The following is a 19,973-nucleotide window of genomic DNA, read 5'->3' on the forward strand; positions in this document are numbered from 1 at the left end:
ATTTTTCCTTTATAGAATAGTATTTAACCTTATTTACTGTTTTATACTGGTATGGATATCATAAAATTTGCTTTCAATAGAGTAGAATGTCCCCCGTTACGGGGCCGTATGAAAAATTGTGAGCGCAAGAGCTTATTTATGGGTATAGAAAAAGGCCAGTAGATTTTTACGTCTGCTGGCTTCCGAGGTATGCATATAACAATTAAAGTTTTACTATAACAAATCCCCCTTTGCGGTCTTGTAAACCGATGGTGGAACAAGTATGCCATCTGGGTAATAAAAAGCCCCACCCCGCCAATTTCAAAAGTGATATTCTCTTATGGTATTTCCGTCATTCTGGACATAATCCAGAATTAATTCCGCTTTATCTTTTCTGATGATTGGAGATATTACTTTAAATTCATCGGTTAATTCGTCTGCCGTCTTTCCCAGCAAATGTATAGGGGACGGGTATGTCTCCCAGAAATACATGGCACAACAAAACAGGGTGAACCATGATAATTAAAATGATGCTGGTTAAAGGCAGGTGCACCTTACGACGCTCCTGCCAATTCACAGCAGCCGGCAATGCCGACTGCTTAAGGATTTCTGGTCAAAACACTTCTTTTTTACCAGGTGGCTGTCAATAAGGCAAAAGTCACCCCTCAGGTGGCTGTAACAACTCTGAAATCAGCCAAATTCAAGGCTTTCTAAGGTGTCAGTGCAGGTATACCTCATAATTTATCGTCATTCTTTAGAGTTCATCATAATTTATTCCATCTTCAACGATATATTTACCACCTGTTTTATCTTTTACATATGTTATAGCATCATTCACTTGTTTTTGAAACATTATCTTTTCTTCAATACTTGCAAAACCTTTAAAAGAAAATTCAATCCCATCATCAATAAATAAAGCGTCATATTTATTTTGAATATCCATTAATTTATTATCTATGACTTTATCATTAATTAATTCTTCAACCAAATGATTATCTACAGATTTATTATCATAGATCCACATTGGATAACATTTATACTCTAACTTTATAACTATTTTTTTCATGTACTTTTCATTCCAGCAGTTCACCATCACAGCGGTATGACTTTCCTTATGCAGGTCTATCCCCACATAAAGCAGATTTTCTCTTCTCTGCAATTCTCTCCCTCCAGATCTTGTTTCCAACCTATCAGTTCCCGTACTGGCAACCTCAGATGACAGCGTTAACTCTTATTGAGTCCGCAAGGGGACGACAGCCAATCTACAACAAACCAATAGGTGGAAGAACAAGTTATTTCTTTTATTGGTTGTTGATGTTAACTCTGTATCAAATGGATTGCAAGTCATTTCTGGTTTTATTTTCAGGAGAAGAAACAACAGAAAAAAGAATGAAAAAGGGAATTAAAGAAAGAGTATTTCTCCCCCTGTAACCCCCGGCAGCTCCAGTTTACCATAGAATCAATTTCCTGTAAATCCCATGGTTCACCATGAACCATGGGGGTAGTCAGTTATCTTTCACTTCTGGCAATGTAGAATCGGTATCCAATTCCCGGTTAGCCTTGTGTCGCAAAATATAGCCCCTGTGTGGCCTTTAAAACTGATGGTGGAACATGTATGCCATTCAAGCAATTAAAAAGCCTTGTAGGGCAAATAAAAAAGGATGACTTTCTTACTTTGTACCTGATAAATGTTTGGATTGCTGTTGCCTCCTGTTCGTCATCCTGTTGTTTTTTCAGAAAAATGTCGCATATAGGCCGGATTCTCATATTCTCAAAGTCGCACAATCGCAACCATTTTTAAAATTTAACACCAGATGATTTTCACTCTATTTTCCTACTAAAACAGAGGTGAACCATGGTAATTAAAATGATGCAGGTTAAAGAGCCGGGGTCAAAAACTTCCCCGACTCGGCTAACATCAACCCGCAATGCGGGCTGAGAGGATTTTTTCACCGGGGTCGGATATTGGGCATTGGGGTCGTAGCCGGGGTCGTACTTGCAGGGAACGCCCATTCATGCAAAAGATTTACAGAGTCAATAACGACCCCATAAAAACCATACTTATTTATGGCTTGAATCAAAATGATGAGATTTTAAATAGCCTATAGTACAAAAGCACAGTAGTTCAGGAATATCTAAAACTACTGTGCACATTTAAATTACAAACAATTAACTCTAGTTTCAGCCTCATAATTCTAAGTCTTATTTAATATTAAAGACTTGTGGTAAAACTCTTAGCGTAATCAAATTGCTTTTAACAACCAAATATTGAGATTCTATATCAGTACAAACAAAATTGCCAGCTAACAATTTTTCGTCATATTTTTTGATATCATCCGGATGCATTACATGACATAAATCTTCATTTATTATGGTCAATAGACCGTTTTTATTAAGATATATTTGGCTTAACTGGTCTGGTAAGTATTCAGAGCAAAGTTTGACACCAAAACTCAATTCATCTAAAACCTTATTTTCCAACATTTCAGCTGAATCGTAGAAAAAGTAAACCATTTCCGGCTTCCCGGTTTCCTGTGCTTTTTTAGATTCTAATGTCATAGCCTCAAATGATACATATTGATAGGGTGCAAAAATTGGTTTTGATACCACAATCTGAGCCAAACAATAATCAAATGTTAAATCAATTAATAGTACTTCATCTTCATTTTTGGTTATTTCAATTAAATCATCTCTAGCTAGTTCCTTTGATATATCATTTTGACTCCATTCCAATACAGTTTTTTTAATTTGTTCATAAGTATAGTTGCTCATATTTTATTTACTCCCTTTAATCTCTATATTTGTGACTTGGGGCATTTCTGTTATTCGTGGCAAACCTTTTTTAGCATTTAGTCTATCTAATAAAGAGCCTGGACCATTAATAATTCCCCACCCATCTGTTCCACCGGGAGATATCGTATTGCTAGATACATCAAATTCAACATATAGCGATCCTTTTGGCGCTTGTTTTCCAAATGCCTCTATATCCGCAGGATTTGCAACATGAACTTTATTATCTCCCGACATCTGTATACGACCAGTTTCAACCATTTTATCATATTCCGCTTGTGACATCCACCTTCCAACTCTTGTGTCACCCGCCCCCTCAGGTGGAGTACTGAGGTATGCGACGAACGGTAAATATTCATATTGGATTAAAAAAATTATAGCACGTCTTTGTGCTTTTAAATAGAAAAATTACTGTTCTTCTTCTCGAATCGGTTCCCGATATTCTGTCTTATTTTTCATCATTCCGTAAACTATGTTTACCAAACGACGCATAATGCAGACCAGTGCCTGAGACTCTGTCTTCCCTTCGCCGATTTTTCGCATGTAATAGTCATAAAATAACGGATGATTGGGTATTCCGTTCTTTGGTTTGGAAACCATTGTTACCGCCAGGAAATAAAACAGTCCATGCAACTGGCGGTTTCCCTGCCTGGAACTTTGTTCCTTACCTTTCCCGGCGGAACTGAACTTTACAGGAGCAACTCCTGCAAATCTTGCCAGCTTATCTGCACTGGGAAATCTTCGGATATCTCCGATTTCTGCAATCAGTTTACTGGCTATGGAAGTTCCAATTCCCGGCATACTGGTCAGTTTATAATCAAAACTAAGTAGGATTTTTTCGATTTCTTGATCAAGCCCTGCTAATTCTTCTTTCTGATGTTCCAAGTCACGTACCAGACTTGTTGTAATAAAATCTCTGGATTCCTGATATTCACGAAAGGTATTTCCATCGTGCTGGATACAGTCCAGAATCATTACCGCTTTATCTTTTCTGATAATTGGAGATATCTCTTTGAATTCAATTGTTAGTTCTTCTGCCGTCTTTTCCTGTAAATGGACAGGGGATGGGTAGATTTTCCAAAAGTACATGGCACATTTCCCATCTATCTCACTAAAAAATTTACTGTAACTGGGATATGCCATGGATATCTGCTCATGGAGTCCGTTCTTAAATCGAATTCCGTCTTTGACCAGTAAATCTCTCCGATTTACTAATTGAACCAGTGTCCATTCGTTATCTTTGGGCTTTGCATCTGGCAAAGTGTGCAGTTGGTTAATCAGAACCGTTGCCACACAATACGCATCATACTCATCGTTTTTACGGAGCATGGGTGCGCTTTTTCTCTGGTCATAAGCCAGAGCAGGATTGATATCTTTCACGATGTAACCATTTTCAATCAGCCAGACAGCTAAGCTTCTGCCATAGCCGTATGCATTCTCCAATCCGTAAATAGGTTCAAGACCAAGATGATTGGATTTTCTATTTACCTTTTCTGCCAGTTTTTTAAAATCACTGGGCTTGTTTTCTATCACTACTACCTCTAACTTCTCATTCCAGCAATTTACCATCACTGCGGTATGTGTTTCCTTATGCAGGTCAATCCCTACATAAAGCAGATTTTCTCTTTTTTGCAATTCTCTCCCTCCAGATCTTGTTTCCAACCGATCAGTTCCTGTACCGGCAACCTCAGATGACAGCGTTAACTCTTCAAGAGTCCGCAAGGGGGCGACAGCCAATCTACAACAAACCAATGGGCGGAAGGACAAGTTATTTCTTTTATTGGTTGTTGATGTTAACTCTGTATCAAATAGATTGCAAGTCATTTCTGAATTTATTATCGGGAGACGGAACGACAGAAAAAAGAACAGAAAAGGGAGCTACAGAAAAGGTATTTTTACCCCCTGTAACCCCCGGCAGCCCCATTTTACCATAGAACCAATTTTCTGTAAATCCCATAGTTCACCATGAACCATGGGGGTAGGCAGTTATCTTTTAGCCAATGGCAGTTAAGAATTGATGTCCCGTTCTCATTTAGCTCTGTGTCGCAAGATATTACCCCTGTGTGACCTTTAAAACCGATGGTAGAACATGTATGCCATTCAAGCGATAAAAAGCCTTGTTGGGCAAATTTGAAAAACATAGGTCTTTCCCATTGCACCTGATAACTGTTTGGATTGCTATTGCCTCCTGTTCGTCTTCCGGTTGCTTTTTCAGAAAAATGTCGCATATAGACCAGTTTTTCATATCCCTCAAGTCGCACAATCGCAACCATTTATAAATTCCTGAACTGGAAAATTCTCGCCTTATTTTGTTCCAAAAATAGGGATGAACCATGGGGTCAAAAATGATGCAGGTTAAAGAGCCAAGGGCAAAAACTCCCCCGGCTCTGATAACATCAGCCCGCAATGCGGGCTGAGAGTTTTTTTCATTAGGGCAACTTCCTAGCATTAGTGTCTTAACCGGGGTCGCACTTACTGAGAACTCCCATACATAAGAATTTAGGGATCAAACCTCTATCAAACTGTAATAGATCGCCCTCGGTCACAATATTTATTAACATATATTCTTTTAACTTAATATCAATTTCAACTCTTCTTTATTTCTTTTAATTTCTCATTTATAAAGGAATCTAAATTAGCTAACAATCTATTTTCATTTTCTTCCTTTGTATGTTCTACAGGTATATAATTATCTGTAATAGGCATATAAGAAATAAAATTTTCCATGTCGCTTGGATAATCAAAATCTGCATAAATCATTTCTATCTTTTGCATTAAGTTTTCAAAAACATTTTCATTTTTCCTTAAATAGATAAGAATTGCTACACAAATTTTATTTCTGACAATCTCTAGTGACATTTTTTCATTCATATTAATATTGGGCAACTTTTCTATTTTAGTTAATATTTCATATTTATTGTCCAGCCTCCATGATAATTCAAGTTCTTCTTGAGAAACTTCTTTACCCTCCTCTAGTTTTCTAATCACAAACTGATTAGCTATTTCATTTTTTAAATAATTATTCTTTATACCATAATAGATAGTATACCAGTCTAATAAAATATTAGCATCCTCAAATATCTCTATATTATACAATTCTTACCTCCTATGGTCTAGCATTAGGCTTTCCAGTTATTCGTACACCTTCTATGAACCTGCGGTGTGTTACTCCTTTTACAGGATCTGGATCTACAATCCATTCAAATATTCCATTTTTTCCATTTAGAGATCCTTCAATTTGATAAAGAGAACGTTCTACACCGTCTCCACCAACTAGCGGAAATTCTGTTGCTTGACCTGCATAATTATCTATAATATCATTAAACGCATGTAGTGAATCTTCCTTTAAAGCACTACCACTTCTAATATTATCAAGTACAGGATTATTAATTTCAATAGTATTTGAACCACCCTTAGCAACTTGCCCCGCCCCCTCAGAGAATAAACCTTTTTCAGCCCCAGAGCCACTCATTGCCGCCTTCCCAGCATCATCAATATTATCAATCACCACTTCATTATTATTAATAGACACCCCGGTTTTACTTGTTACTCCCTCAGACATTGTTGTATCTTTCGCCACTTTGGAGACTTCGGCAGACTTACTTAACTCCATAATTGCTATGTATGAGGCTATTTCATACAGCAGCGCTCCCTTAAATTCAGCTCGATCTTCGGGGCTTCCATGGATTATCTTGTCATTCACATAACCAGTTACACCATTATACATAGCTGACAGACTTTTCACCGGCTCTTTCAAAATATTTATAAAGCCTTCAGCTGTTCCAAACGGATCATACCGCATACTGATTATACCATCTACATCTTTCGCCGCTCCGTCGATTATAAATCCACGATGCAAGGCGCCCCACTTGGACGCCTCGTTTTCATTCTCCTTGTGATTAGTGAGCTTCATTAAAGCACTTATAGGGATCAATGCCGGCTTATTTAAGCTTATCATATTAACGCCCACAGTATCCATAAATTTAAGTACTTGATTCAAAGTTCCATCCACGGGCGTCAGGTTTCCGTTCTCCTTGTAATGACTGGACATTGTGAAGGCCCCTACGTAGTCTGAAACAAGCGGTATATTTAAGTCATAAATTTCATTCCCTACCTGATCCATATTCAATTTTAATAATTCCTTGTCTTTTCTATATTTATTAGCCCTCAATGCAAGAATTGGATATTCCTCCACCACCGCTTTCCTCAATTGCAAAAGATAATACAATCCGTTAAAAACCGGTTCACTTGTACATGTATAATAACGCAATGCTCCGTTTTGCGTTTTCCCCCGCTCCACCTCCTCATGATATCTTTGGGTTTCCAACAAATACTTTTCCCGAATCCTTTGATTCTTTTCACTTAGCTCCGTCTTATTTTCCGGTGAACCCGGAAAAATGACTGTTTTTGCTCCACTGCTTACAAGCTTTGTAAATTCTGCCAACTGAGTTTTTGAATCCTGAATTTCTCTGACTGTCTCTTTCTTTGCTGCCTCTACCACCTTCGGAACCGCTGCCACTGTCTTTAACGCGAAATTACCGGCTTTCTTGACATAAGAGGGAACTGCTGCCGCTGCTTTTCCAAGCAGTTTCTGCGCCGGGCTTTCTGTCAGCTTTCCCACCGCCCGTCTGGTAAGTTCTATTGTCTTATTTCCGATTTCTTTTCCAACCGTTTCTGCTGCCTTTACCACTTTCGGCAACGCTGCCGCTGCCTTTTTCTTCAGTTTTTCCAGCATGCCTCCACCACCTCCATTCTACACCGTCATATGAATCTGTTCAAGCTGTTCTCTGCCAAGTTTCGCTTCCTCTGCCTGTTTTCGTGTAAACCGGCTTCCATACAAAGCCGCTTCCGTAAAATCACTTCCAACCAGTCTGGCTCCACGAAAATCTGCACCGTCGTATACTCCCCTTTTAAAACACGCCCCTTGTAAATTACTGTTTCGGAAGCTGCTTCCCGTATAACCTTCGTTTCTCCACGTATCCGCAGGCCCCTTCCCCTGATAAGTCAATCCATAGGAAAGGTCTGCCCCCTCTAAGTCCGCTCCCGTAAAGTCTGCGTTATGGAACAGGCTTCCTGCCAGATTCACTTCCTTCATATGGCAGTTTCGGAAACTGGCTCCTATGAGAAGGCTTAAACTGAAATTTGTTTTTTCCAGTGCAGCTCCTCTGAAATCCGTATAACGGAAATCATGATTTTGCAGCATAAGACTGCTTAAATCCAATCCCTTAAAATCTTCAAAACAATAGGCTTCCTTCTCATTCTTAGCCAGCCATTTTTTCACTTCCTCTATATCCTTCACCGGCTGCTCCTGATATACCAGATCACCCGGTTCCAGATATTCTCCCAGCCTTATCTGAAAATCCTCTTCCTTCTTCATGGTCCGGTAAGATTCCGTTTCCGTTGCTTCCGATACAGAATAGAGAATCATTTCCTTTAAATACCGGTAAAAGACCGTAACCATTTCCTGCATCACCCTATCCACTTCCGGCATCTTTACATGTCCAACGTACCGCTTTGCTCTCTGTGACAGATTGTTCCAAAGCTTTCCATAAAGACAAAATAATTTTCCGGTTTCCAATTCCCCGGCTCTGATACCCTTGTGAAAGTACCAGTTCCGGTCATAAACTATCACAGGGCAGCGGTAAATACCGCGAACCAGATCGGTTCGGAGAAGATGGTACATAAAATAACCCGGTTTCATTTCATCCCCGTTCTTTTTCATTTTTTCACACATGCTGGAAAATTCCCGGACAAACCGCATTCGGAACTCATCCTTTGTATCCTGAAAAATCCCTTCCGCCTCCTCCAGGATTTCTTTTACGCATGGTTTTATATCCTTATCCTGAAAAAGCAGAAACTCTTTCTTCCCCATTGCCGCCTCCCGTCATGTCCCCGGTACTTTGTCTTCTCTGAACAGTTTATTTATTACCTGAAACTTTTCTTTTGGTATCTCTATGTAACTGCCGCAATTGGAACATACAACACGATAGGTCACACGGCAGGGGATTACCGGTATGAAGCATAAGGTCAGCCAGGTGGTATTTTTACTTAGCTGCCATTCAGAAATTGTATTGCAATGTTCGCACCGTTTCTGCAATACTCCTCCCTTTTTATTTTTTGAAACTTCTCCATATCTCCAAATGATCATTTTAATTGCTCCTGTTTCTCATAGAATCAGACTTCCTGTTCCTTCAAGGTACCCAAAAGCTGGACCAGAATCTGCTGCCACTGTTTCTTCTCGTGCCTGCTGTAGTCAAAAGTACCCATTAATAAACCTTCACGCATGCACCGGAAAAACATGGTATGACAGCAGGTTTCATCGATCAGGGGAATATCCAAAGAGAACCGGCTGACCGCTTCCTCCCCTTCCCCATCGGTTTCCTTTCCCTCAATGTCAGCAGCCGGATAAAGACGTTTCATCTCTCCTGCCATGATATCCCGAATCTTATCCACATCCTCCGGCAGAACCTCCCCCTCTTCCAAATGAAAGGTTATGGCCACATCTCCTGTTTCATTGCTGTAGATCCATTCAGGCCGGTCCGGATCAGGGTATTTGGCCATGATCAGGCCCTCATCCATCTCTTTAAAACACTTAGGGAGAAGCATGGTCAAACGCCCACCAAGAAGAGCTTTTTCCTCCAACTCCAGCTTTTCATATTTCACCACCACATATCCCCGGTTTACGTCATTTTCTATATGAAACCAGTCCTCTTTCCGGACCGTCTTCTCCTCGTTCCTTATTTTTTTCATGATCTCTTCTGCATAAATTTCACCCATTGTTTTCTCCATACCTGTAATTATCCTTTTATCTGCACCAGATCATCGATTACGATGCTGGTCTTTCCTGTAGACAGTACAATCCGTTCCCCGCTCTCTATTTTCAGATTCCTGCTTCTGCACAGAAACATTTCGCCCGCATAAATGTGAATCCCGCAGGAGCTTCTTATTTTTACGCCGGAACTGTCTGATAACTGAACGGACAGTTTCTTCCCAGCCGCCCGGAAGGAAATTGACTGAGGCGATACCTCCATTCCCTTTCTGCTTTCTGTAACAAAGCATTTCCTCTCCGGGTTCTGGCTTAGAGGATTCTTTTCCCCGTCGGTACGAATGATATCCGTGACATAAGCCTGACCCTCATCTCCTTCCGGGATATACAGCATTGCCTTGCTTCCGGTCTCAGGCATACAAAACCAGTCATTTCTGTGCCAAGGGTACCAGTGAAGCTTTTCTCCCTGGACTTTCCCATCCACATCCAGCCGAAGCCGGATGCGGTCCGCTTTTACCTCCCGTATCACCCCGGAAAGGGATGCACCCTTTATTTTCTCCTGATACTCTTTCTTCCTGCAGATGCCTGATTCTATCTGCAGCAGGCACCGTCTGGACAGCAGTCCGTTCTTTAAGGAATCATGAATTTCTGTTACCCGATATTCCTGCCCATCACACGATATCTGATCTCCAAGCCTGCAGTCCCAGCCCCCCGCTGTATAACAGGATATAAAATCTGACTCTGATGGAGCAGAACTGATGTTTCTGAAATTTCTGTATTCCCGGATGCTTTTTTTCATCTCCCGGTCAGATGTCCGGGAGATCCTGTTTTTATTGCTTCCAAAGCCAATATATATCTGTAATGAACTTCCTGTCGCGGCTGGATAAACAGAAGCCCCTATGTAAGAGGAAACCCGCTTTAAAAACTCCCAGTCGGTTTCCTCATATTGGATAAGCGGGGCATCATAGGCAGCAGAGGCAGAAGCATAATCAATGATATCCCCTCCGTTTCCCTGTACCAGTTCTTTTAGCAGTGCAGCATAAGTCCTGTCCTTCCGTTGAAAGCTTCTGGTCTTTTTTTCATATTCCATGATCATGGAATAGCTGCAGAGCCGGATGGAAACATGGGCCTGTTCTCCGCAGGTAACCTTTATGTTTACCGGTATGCCGGAAAAAAGGATCTGATCCGCCTGGCTATCTCTGTGCTTTATGGTAAAATTCTCCTTCCAGCTTAAATAGCTGCAGGTATTCACATCTTCATCCCGTATGGTTCCCTCAAGCTGCGCCCAGGAATGTTCATTCAGTCTCTGAACGATTTCCAGCTTTGTAATGCTTTTCATGGCAAACGGCATTTCCAGACGTATAGTGCTATGGATTATCGTACTCACTGACATCGGCTTCCTCCCATCCTTTCTTCACCGGTATAAAACGAATCCCGTATAATTGCCTTCTCAATATATTTTCCGCCAGTTCCAATGAAACGATGATATACTGCGCCTTTTCTCTGACAACACGGAACAGGTAAGGATTTTGTTCCGGAAGAGACCGTAGAGTCAGGTCGTGTTCCTTCTCCCAGGCTTCCGTCAAAAGGCAGTCTTCCACCGGGCAGTCGATCCGCCAGCAGACGATTTGCGACCGGTAAGCCTTATCCGTCAGAAAGAACGGAATGGTCTGAATATTAGATGAATAAACATCTAAAATATCCTTTAACTGGTCCGTTACGCAAAAATAATAATTAAAAAGGGATTTTCCATAAAAAAAATCGGGATACCGGTCATCTTCGTCAAAATCCCCAAAGACTACAAAAGGTTCCTTTTCCTGAAAGCCCGGTATGGAATAATCCAGACTTTTGTAAAGGGAAATCCTTTCATCCGGCAGCATGATAAAATATTCCATTCCAGCTCCTCCTGTTTAATTGATCCTCACATCCGGTCCTGAGATGTCTATCATGGTGTCCATCTGAATCTGGCTTTTTTTGCAGTGCAGCCGGATCCGGTCTGAAGCATAAAATTCAATGGACTCTTCTGCATCGATATTGATTCCTGTTCTGCTGCTTAATGTGATCCCTTTCTCACTTTCAATGGAGATGCCGTCATTCTCATCCAAAGAAATGATGGTTCCGTCATTACAGGTGATGATCACCGCCTCCCTGGTAAAACGGATCTCCTTCCCGTCAATGGTCCGGAAATATTTGATGGCAGGGTCGTCTACCGCTTCATCCCTGTTTTTTCCGGTTCTTGAAGAATTTTCTGCTACTGCGTCCTCTTCTTTTTTACCCGGGAAATAAATGGATACGGTATCCTCCGGCTCAGGCATACAGTACCAGCCTCCCTCATCTCCTGCCGTATACATGGTCTGATATGGGAACTCCCAGGCGCATTCGCTCTCTGGTTTCCGGCTGTCAATGTCCAGCCTGACCCTCACTTTATCCTTTACCGCTTCCACGACCTTTGCTCCGATGGACACACCTGTCAGCCTTTCTGCATAAAGGCGCGGCCGCTCCAATCCTTTTTCCGTATAAAGCCTGTACCGGAACACAACCTCCCCGTGCTCCTTCTTTGCCTCCAGCTTTCCGATATACAGCTGCATTCCGCGAAATGCAACAATGGAACCAGGCTTGTAATATTGTCCGGATGTTACCTGGAAGCTGACAGCATCCGTCTCCGTAAAACCGGCATGTCCTTCAGCAGTATATTGTTTGTAACTGGATAGATTCTTTTCTGCAGTATAAGCATAACTGCTGATTTCATCGGCAGCAGTGCCTGCTCTCAGTCCAAAATAGATTTTCGGATTTTCAAACTGGGTATCCGGCATGATACCTGCATGAAAATGAGAAGCAAGGCGTTTCAAAAACTCCCAGTCTGTTTCTTCATACTGTACGATCAGGCTGCCGGTGGTTTTCTCTCTTGAACAATAATCCAGAATATCCCCGCCGTCATATTCCGCCGCAAGCTTATTTAAAATTTCCTGATAAGTCTGCTGCGCATTCTGGAATGACCCGGATTTTCTTTCAATATCCATCAAATAAGAGGCAGACACCAGCTTGATCTCCGCTTTATACAAATCTCCGTCAAGGAATACCGATATTTCATCCATCATACCTGCAAATATAGCGGTTCCATCATCCAGAAAGACCCTGACCCGGCTTCCATTCCGCTTTTCCAGAACCAGCTTGTCTTCACTTCCATCGGCGATAATTCCTTTTATAACACATCGTCCATGTTCATTTAATTCTTCTGTCAGAGAAAAGTCTGTGATTTCAGAGATCATTTCCAAACTTGTTTTAATCTGCCTGCTTCCTTCTTTCCCCATCCTCTTCCTCCCTTCTGGCCTTAACGCGGCCGGCTGATACGGATGATTCCTCCGCACACACAAGACAGAACGCTGGTGTTAAACAATACCGGTTCCCCATTGATCTTATAGTTCTTATCCTCAATCAGCCATGGGATGAGAACCACCGGAACACATGGCTGGGGCGGCGTCATCCTCTTGCATATCCCAAAGGAAGTTATATTAATCCCCGGTTTATAGTCCATAACAGTAGCCTGATTCTTTCCCCCGATACAAGCCCCGTGGCAGGCGGGCACCTTAAGGCTGCACTCACTGCTGCCCATGGAGCATGTAAGCGGACACCCTTCAACAACCTGTACTTTTTCACTCATTTTCCAACACCTCTCTATAAAATTATTTTTTAAACCTAAAAGGTTCTATAAAGTACAAATAAAACACTTTTTCCACAACTGAAAAAAGCCCCTTAATAGGGCGGATAATGTCAGATCCATGGCAAACGTGCGTACTCAGCTTCAAGAACAATATACATCAAAATCCGACGAAAAAACCTAACATGTAAAAAATAACCGTTTATATGTAACTTTAGGTAATATTTTGTTATTTTTAGTCCATTTGAAACTGGAAGGTAAAACCACAATACCTTGTAAGTTCCTGCCTTTCCCACAATTGGGCGGAATGGCTGCTCAGCAGAATAAAAATGCACATTAAAACAGGCGTGGTATTGCCTTACAATCTCTGTAAGCCAACGTTCACGCCTGTTTTTTCCTTATATCTTTCTGTCCCCCTGCTCTTTAATCTACCCCTCTGCTCTCATCCGCCACATATTCAAAGAAGTCAAAGTCAGCATAATGCCGGTGCCTTACCCTGTCTGCGCAGGTGATTCCTACCATGGTACCTGTGAATTCTCCAAATTTACAGTATTCATCGGAAAATTTCGTTGTATCGAAGATTTTTCCAATTCTTTCATAATTTTCTCCATCATAGCACCAGGAAAAATAAGACCGGCGTCCTTCTATGCTTAATTTTAAGTAAACCGGACAGTCCTTAACCGGTATTCTGGTGTTCAGAAATTCCGTCTTCTCTCCATTTTCCAAATGAATGATGGAGAGTGCGCTTTGTCCCAGGGTCTCGCTATAGTATTTTCTCAAGTTGATATAATTCATGTTATCATAATACAGGATCAAACCGGCACTATGCTGATGCACCTCCGGTTTAAATTCCATTTTGGCCGTCACCGCCGCATACACGGAGGTCAGCTTTCTCGCCAGTATGCTTACCTGATTTAAAGAGGTTCTGGATTCCTGTCCGCGGATCCTTACATAGCCGGGGCGGGCCTTTAAATCTGCAAAACGCTGGGGCATGATCCTTGGGGAATAATACTGCAGCCCCAGCTCTTCCCCATTAAAATCATCAAAATCAGGGATCTTAGGCACCGGCGCTTCCGGCAGGCTGCTTTCCTCAACCAGAAGCTCCGCCAGATTGGTTCCGCCGGTCATACGAAGCCAGTGATCTTCTGTCCACTTCATCTTCTGGATGGCAGTCTCCCTTCCAAGGGTACAGCGCAGCTCCGGTACAAAGGGGCGGGCACACAAATGTACCAGATAGGTCTCTCCGGCATGTGTTTCCACCAGGCTCCCATGACCGGATTTCTGCAGTATGGATTGGGGATTATAATATTTCGGCTTTAAATGGTCCGGATCGTGGCGTTCGAAGGAGATTCCCGGTACCGATGTAACAATCGGGTTTGCAGGATCGCCTTCATACGGCCCCCACACCTGTTTCGAGCGTCCCACGGTCACACAATGGTTGTAGCCCGTACCGCCTTCCGCACACAGGATATAATAATATTCCCCTCTCTTATATAAATGAGGAGCTTCCATACAGCCCCGGTCTGTTCCGCCATTCCAGATGCGTTTGGGATATCCGGTGATTTCTTTTTTTGCCGGATCGTACTCAACCATGCAGATGGCTCCCGGTTTCTCATAGCCTTCCCTTGTTTCCCATTCCAGGGATACCACATATTTTCTGCCATTGTCATGCAGAATGGAGGCGTCAAAACCGGAAGAATGCAGATACACCGGCTCACTCCACGGACCTTTTATGTCCTTTGCAGTAATCAGATAATTATCAACATCAAAGTAACGGGCATTCATGGAATTCATGATGCCGTAAATAACATAAAATAAATCTTCTTCCCCGCAATAGGTCAGGCACGGTGCCCAGATCCCCTTTGCTGACGGAAGCTTCTTTAAGTCGACCTTCTTATCATCGGTCAGCACATGGGTATACAATTCCCAGTTTTTCAAATCCTTTGAATGATAAACAGGGATTCCCGGAAACCATTCAAAAGACGATACTGCCAGATAATAGTCCTCTCCTTTCCGGCAGATACACGGATCCGGGTTAAATCCCGGTATAATCGGATTTTTTATCATTTTGCACTCTCCCCTATTAAACCTCTTCCTCCAATATGACCACATCCCAGTCCTTCAGCGGGATCCGGTCACCTTTTTTATAGGACATGCCGTCCAGCACACTTTTCACTTTATGATAAGGGCAGGCCAATGCAGAATCTTCATCCCTGTAGTGCAGCACATAATGCATTTTTTTCTTCTCCTCATTTTCGCCGCTTCGAATAATAACAGGCCAGCAGGCCTCCGGTATCTCATCCTCCAGCCCGGCATCCCTTACAGCCCGCCGGCAGACTTCTTTTACGATATCCTTATGGGTGTAGCAGGCAATGTAATATGCACTTCCTTTTTTATAATCTGCCCGTGTGATGCCGGCATACTTCCCCCAGTATTTATGCTCATAGGAAGCGAGAACCTCCGCTTCCCCGGCTTCCACAAGCTCGGCAAAATAAGTGACCGGCCTTCCCTTTATTGTCATCTTTCCCGGCTCCGTAAACTGATTGTAGCGGATTCCAAAACATTCATGAAGTATGTGAGGCTGTGTATCGTGATAGACGCTTAAAAATTCATTGGACACAAAGGATTTAAAAGAGCTTATCAGGACACCTCCGTCTGAAACGAACCTCTTTAATTTCTTTAATGTATCTTCCGATGCACTGTACAATGCCGGAGTTACGATCATCTTGTAATTACCGGGGTCAAGGGCGCTTGCCTCCACCACATCGCATTCCATATTCATTTCATAAAGACAGTCATACATCCAGCGCACCACATCGTTATAGCTTAAATCCCGGTCTATGGGGAACCACTCAAGGGCGTGCAGGGACTGAATATCAACCACAAGGGCTATTTTGTTATCCTTTTGTAAATGCAGAAGCTTCTGCCCTGCTTCTTTCCATTCCGCACCAATCCTGCACGCTTCTTCATAAGCCGGATTGGCTTCCAGATCATGGCTTAACAGGCCCTTCCAATATGTCTCATATCCGTTATGAATGGAATGCCAGTTCCAGTACAGGATTCCATCCGCTCCGCTTGCAAGATGACTGTATGCATGGAGCTTCAGCTGTCCCGGGTACGGTGTCCAGTATTTAAATGCCTGGGCCTGGCATTCCAGCACCAGATAATTCCGGTCCTTTAAGGAGCGGATGGCGTCACCGCAGAACGCGGTCTCGGCCCCGGTCAGCTGATCCTGGGTGGGATGATAGATATCGGCTCCTGCAATGGTCACTGCCTTTGATGCTTCATAATGATCCATATCCGGCTGAACTCCATAAGAATATCCATCCTGGGCGATTTCAGCACCGAACTTTTTCCACTGGAAATCGAAGTTATGGGTGATAAACTGGTCTTCTCTTTTATATTCTCCCACAATTTCCGACTGCCAGCACAGATATTCTGCCGCCAGCTTTCTTTGGAACCGTTCAAATTCACAGGAAAGTCCTCCATTGATACACCCTCTGATATCCGGGAAATCATCCCAGCCGTTAATGGAATTGCTCCAATAAGCCAGTCCAAAGGTCTCATTTAACCGGTCCGTTGTTACAAATGTTTCTTTCAAGTATTCTTTAAATAATGCCTGTACCGCTTTCCCGGCTGTCCCATAATGTTTTGTTTCGTTATCGATCTGAAATCCTATGACACAGGGATGATCTGCCGTATGAAGCAGAAGCTTCCGGATTACCCGCTCCGCATGGAAACGGAACGTCGGATTCATGATGTCCATAATCTGCCTGCGTCCATATCTGGCCTGCCCCTCTTTGGCCGTCACCATAACATCCCTGTCCTTTTTTTCCAGCCAGCTTGGGACCGCATAAGTCGGAGTCCCGATTATGACTTTCATTCCTGCCCTTTCCGCTGCGTCCAACACGCGGTCAATATGGAAAAAATCAAATTTACCGTCTTTCGGCTCCAGTGTACTCCATGTGGATTCCGCGATCCGAATGACATTCATCCCGGCTGCCTGCATCATGGAAATATCTTTTTCTACCCTGTCATATGGCATATATTCCGGATAATAAGCGGTTCCAAATAATAATTCCTGTCTCATCTTTCCCTGTCTTCCCTTCCATCAGCCATCCGTTCTGTGCCTGCCTGCTGATAAATCAGCAATGACCCTGTCGTACTTCTTATCTAAGTCAAACAGCGCAATGCTTACCACTCCGATCCCCATGGTAATTGCAGGGATCCAGATAAAAGCCCAGTCAATGGCTGCCAGAGAGGCGGCACTTTGGATCATATCCTCCGCATGAAAGCCGCCTGCTGCCAAAATCCAGCCAAGAGCGGCCGTTCCAATACCGGAACCAACCTTCATGCAGAAGGATGAGGCCGCATTTCCCATTCCGGCGGTTCCATAGCCGCTGTACCATTCCCCATAGGTGATCGCGTCCTGAAGAAGACCGAACATACAGGCACCGGAAAAACCGAATCCAATTCCTTTTATGACCGACATGGCAGTGATAAAGGTCAGATTGTAAGAAACTCCGGTCAGCGCAAACCCCAGGGATGCAATTGACATACCGGTCAGCATTAATTGTCTTTTCGTAAACTTTTTCATTAAAAACGGTGTAATGAGCAATGTAATAATCTGGGACATTGATAAGAAATTGGAAACCGGTGTAAAATAATTGGCATCCCCCAACCGGTATTGTGCAAAATAAACGGCGGAACCAAAGAAACAGGACATCATGAAATACAGGGAAAAAATTGCGATAACCAGCAATATCCAGTACTTATTGACAAGCAGTCCCTTCATTCCTTTGAGAAAGGATACCTTCTCTTCCTGATTGTGAATGGATTTGTTTTCCGCAACACGTTCTGTGCATACCGCAAATGTAAACATATTGATTATGATAAAAACCAGCATCAAAATAAGAACGGTTACAGTCCAGCCTTTCCGGTTATATTTATCCCCTCCGCCAAAATAAGCTGTCATCTTTAATACTGCTGTATTAATGGTCATGGTACCTGCGGTCGCAAGCAGATTGCGGAAATTTCCCAGAAGGCCCCTTTCATACTGGTTGGTTGTCATGAGGCCGTGCATGGTTGCATAAGGTATGTTGATACCGGTATAAAAAATAGTTGATACTAAATTATAGGTCAAAAACATGTAGACCAGCCGGGCTTTTCCTTCCAGACCTGCCGGTACGCTGAACATCAATACAGTACATACCGCCAGTGGAACACACAGCCTTGCGATCCATGGACGGGCTTTCCCCCACTTGCTGCGGGTATGGTCCACAATATATCCCATGACCAGATCTGAGATCCCGTCAAATATTTTTGAAACGGCAATAATTCCCGCCGCCGCTGCCGCACTTGCACCAATTACATTCGTATAATACACCAGCAAAAAAGCACTGATTGCCGAGTATACCAGATTTCCTGCATAATCCCCCATGCCATATCCCAGTCGTTCCATAAAGGAAAGCTTTGCATTCGGATCCCTGTCTGTCTGCTTCATATCTTCTCCTCGATTCCTGTTTCGTATTTTGTTAATCATCTAGTGGAAACCAGCCCAAATCAATACACCTTCCAAGATCCCAGCTGTCCCATCCGGTCCAGCCTTTTGTATTAACCGTATCCGTTAACAGCTTATAGCTCCAGTAGAAATAGCCTGAGCCCTTGGTCCAAGCATGGATCTGCGCCTTTGCCACCGCCCGGTAGATTTCTTTTTTCTGCTCTGCGGAAATGGATTTCTTTGATGTACCATTTAAGCCGTTCAGTACCGTCTGTCCGCCTTTTGTATCCCAGCCGCATGCCAGAGAATTGAACAGACACCATTCTCCGCATATTACCGGTACATACCGCTGCATTTCTTCTATTTCTTTGGCGTAATGTCCGCTTATGTACTCCAGATAACCTTCCACGCTCTGTTCACAGCCCTTCATTTCAGCCATCATCAGATATTGATGGGTATCCAGAACCACATTTTTATATGGGCCCTCCTGCAGGAAATCCTTCCAGGCTTTCAGCTCAAAGGCATCGTGAAAAACCACGTACTTCTCTTCCGGCATATGCGTTCGGATCCGTTCATAAGCATCTTTATAAAACTGCCGGATAAATTCAAGACGGATCCCCCTGCTTCCTTTTGCCATTTCCTTATCCGAAGGCGGATAACGTTTTTGTACAGCCATGAGTTCCCAAATGCTTTCTGTTGCAGGTTCGTTCAGCACTTCAATCCCCCATAAGCCTTCTCTTGTTCCGTACCGTTCGGCCAGCCTTTCTAAAACTGTCAGCTCAAATTCTACTTCCGCAGGATTCTGGGCCCATTTGCATACACCGCTGATGCCACCGTTATCAAAGCCATTTTGCCCCTCCGGCGCCGTATGCAGATCAATTAAAATCTTTAAGCCATATTTTTCGGCCCAGTTAAATGCTTTATCCAGTTCTCCGATGCAGCCGGGAAACGGTTCCCTGTCTCCAAAAATAAAATATGGCACCGGGATACGGACCGCATCCATATTCCAGGATTTTATGGTCACAAAATCACGCTCGGAAATATATTCGCTCCGATGTATTTTGATCCTGGCCTCATATACCTCTCTGGATAATTGGCGCGGCAGCCAATATTCATCCTCTGCTGTTGTCCCTTCAAACAAAGCCGGATTCATCCATTTTTCCAATACCAGCCAGTTTCCAAGATTAACACCTCTTACATTCATGTAAATCTCCTTTTCTTTTTTTCTTTGATTTGATTGTAGGATAAGATATAATGATCATATATCACGATGTTCCGTT

18 protein-coding genes are annotated in these 19,973 nt (G+C 42.9%); all 18 read right to left on the reverse strand.

Annotated features, from left to right (window positions below; all coding sequences use genetic code 11):
• Positions 1-733: 733 nt before the first annotated feature.
• Positions 734-1,138 (reverse strand): hypothetical protein, encoded by a 405-nt coding sequence (locus BQ9856_RS24340; protein WP_077611765.1) that lies wholly within the window; start codon positions 1,136-1,138, stop codon positions 734-736.
• Positions 1,139-2,181: 1,043 nt separating this feature from the next.
• Positions 2,182-2,751 (reverse strand): hypothetical protein, encoded by a 570-nt coding sequence (locus BQ9856_RS15075; protein ID WP_077611766.1) that lies wholly within the window; start codon positions 2,749-2,751, stop codon positions 2,182-2,184.
• 3 nt (positions 2,752-2,754) lie between these two features.
• Positions 2,755-3,147, reverse strand: coding sequence for a TreTu family toxin (locus BQ9856_RS15080; RefSeq protein WP_442855591.1), 393 nt, complete (start codon positions 3,145-3,147; stop codon positions 2,755-2,757).
• A 30-nt stretch (positions 3,148-3,177) separates the two neighbouring features.
• A complete protein-coding gene (locus BQ9856_RS15085) occupies positions 3,178-4,404 on the reverse strand; it encodes an IS110 family transposase (protein WP_077611768.1) in 1,227 nt (408 codons plus the stop codon).
• A gap of 290 nt (positions 4,405-4,694) precedes the next feature.
• A complete protein-coding gene (locus BQ9856_RS15095) occupies positions 4,695-5,042 on the reverse strand; it encodes a hypothetical protein (RefSeq protein WP_077611770.1) in 348 nt (115 codons plus the stop codon).
• Positions 5,043-5,355: 313 nt separating this feature from the next.
• Complete coding sequence (locus tag BQ9856_RS15100) at positions 5,356-5,865, reverse strand: DUF2247 family protein (RefSeq protein WP_077611771.1); 510 nt, start codon at positions 5,863-5,865, stop codon at positions 5,356-5,358.
• 10 nt (positions 5,866-5,875) lie between these two features.
• Positions 5,876-7,504, reverse strand: a complete 1,629-nt coding sequence (locus BQ9856_RS15105) for a hypothetical protein (protein WP_077611772.1) — start codon at positions 7,502-7,504, stop codon at positions 5,876-5,878.
• 18 nt (positions 7,505-7,522) lie between these two features.
• A complete protein-coding gene (locus BQ9856_RS15110; RefSeq protein ID WP_077611773.1) occupies positions 7,523-8,641 on the reverse strand; it encodes a pentapeptide repeat-containing protein in 1,119 nt (372 codons plus the stop codon).
• 12 nt (positions 8,642-8,653) lie between these two features.
• Complete coding sequence (locus BQ9856_RS15115; protein WP_077611774.1) at positions 8,654-8,917, reverse strand: zinc-ribbon domain-containing protein; 264 nt, start codon at positions 8,915-8,917, stop codon at positions 8,654-8,656.
• A 26-nt stretch (positions 8,918-8,943) separates the two neighbouring features.
• Positions 8,944-9,558, reverse strand: coding sequence for a hypothetical protein (locus BQ9856_RS15120; RefSeq protein WP_139348713.1), 615 nt, complete (start codon positions 9,556-9,558; stop codon positions 8,944-8,946).
• Positions 9,559-9,566: 8 nt separating this feature from the next.
• Complete coding sequence (locus BQ9856_RS15125; protein ID WP_139348714.1) at positions 9,567-10,922, reverse strand: hypothetical protein; 1,356 nt, start codon at positions 10,920-10,922, stop codon at positions 9,567-9,569.
• On the reverse strand, positions 10,903-11,430 hold the full coding sequence (locus tag BQ9856_RS15130; protein WP_077611777.1) for a hypothetical protein: 528 nt from the start codon (positions 11,428-11,430) through the stop codon (positions 10,903-10,905). The genes BQ9856_RS15125 and BQ9856_RS15130 overlap by 20 nt, the downstream gene beginning before the upstream one ends.
• 15 nt (positions 11,431-11,445) lie before the next feature.
• The gene (locus BQ9856_RS15135; RefSeq protein WP_077611778.1) at positions 11,446-12,846 is read right to left on the reverse strand and encodes a contractile injection system protein, VgrG/Pvc8 family; all 1,401 of its coding nucleotides are present in this window, start codon (positions 12,844-12,846) and stop codon (positions 11,446-11,448) included.
• Positions 12,847-12,866: 20 nt separating this feature from the next.
• Positions 12,867-13,196: a DUF4280 domain-containing protein gene (locus tag BQ9856_RS15140; protein WP_077611779.1), complete on the reverse strand. Its 330-nt coding sequence runs from the start codon at positions 13,194-13,196 to the stop codon at positions 12,867-12,869.
• Between the two features lie 420 nt (positions 13,197-13,616).
• Complete coding sequence (locus BQ9856_RS15145; RefSeq protein WP_077611780.1) at positions 13,617-15,260, reverse strand: glycoside hydrolase family 43 protein; 1,644 nt, start codon at positions 15,258-15,260, stop codon at positions 13,617-13,619.
• 16 nt (positions 15,261-15,276) lie between these two features.
• A complete protein-coding gene (locus tag BQ9856_RS15150) occupies positions 15,277-17,283 on the reverse strand; it encodes a beta-galactosidase (protein WP_077611781.1) in 2,007 nt (668 codons plus the stop codon).
• A gap of 21 nt (positions 17,284-17,304) precedes the next feature.
• Positions 17,305-18,696, reverse strand: a complete 1,392-nt coding sequence (locus tag BQ9856_RS15155) for an MFS transporter (protein WP_159442009.1) — start codon at positions 18,694-18,696, stop codon at positions 17,305-17,307.
• A 31-nt stretch (positions 18,697-18,727) separates the two neighbouring features.
• Positions 18,728-19,897, reverse strand: a complete 1,170-nt coding sequence (locus tag BQ9856_RS15160) for a glycoside hydrolase family 5 protein (RefSeq protein WP_077611783.1) — start codon at positions 19,895-19,897, stop codon at positions 18,728-18,730.
• Positions 19,898-19,973 lie beyond the last annotated feature (76 nt).

This window comes from Clostridium sp. Marseille-P2415 (assembly GCF_900155545.1).
In the GTDB taxonomy this organism is placed as follows: domain Bacteria; phylum Bacillota; class Clostridia; order Lachnospirales; family Lachnospiraceae; genus Lacrimispora.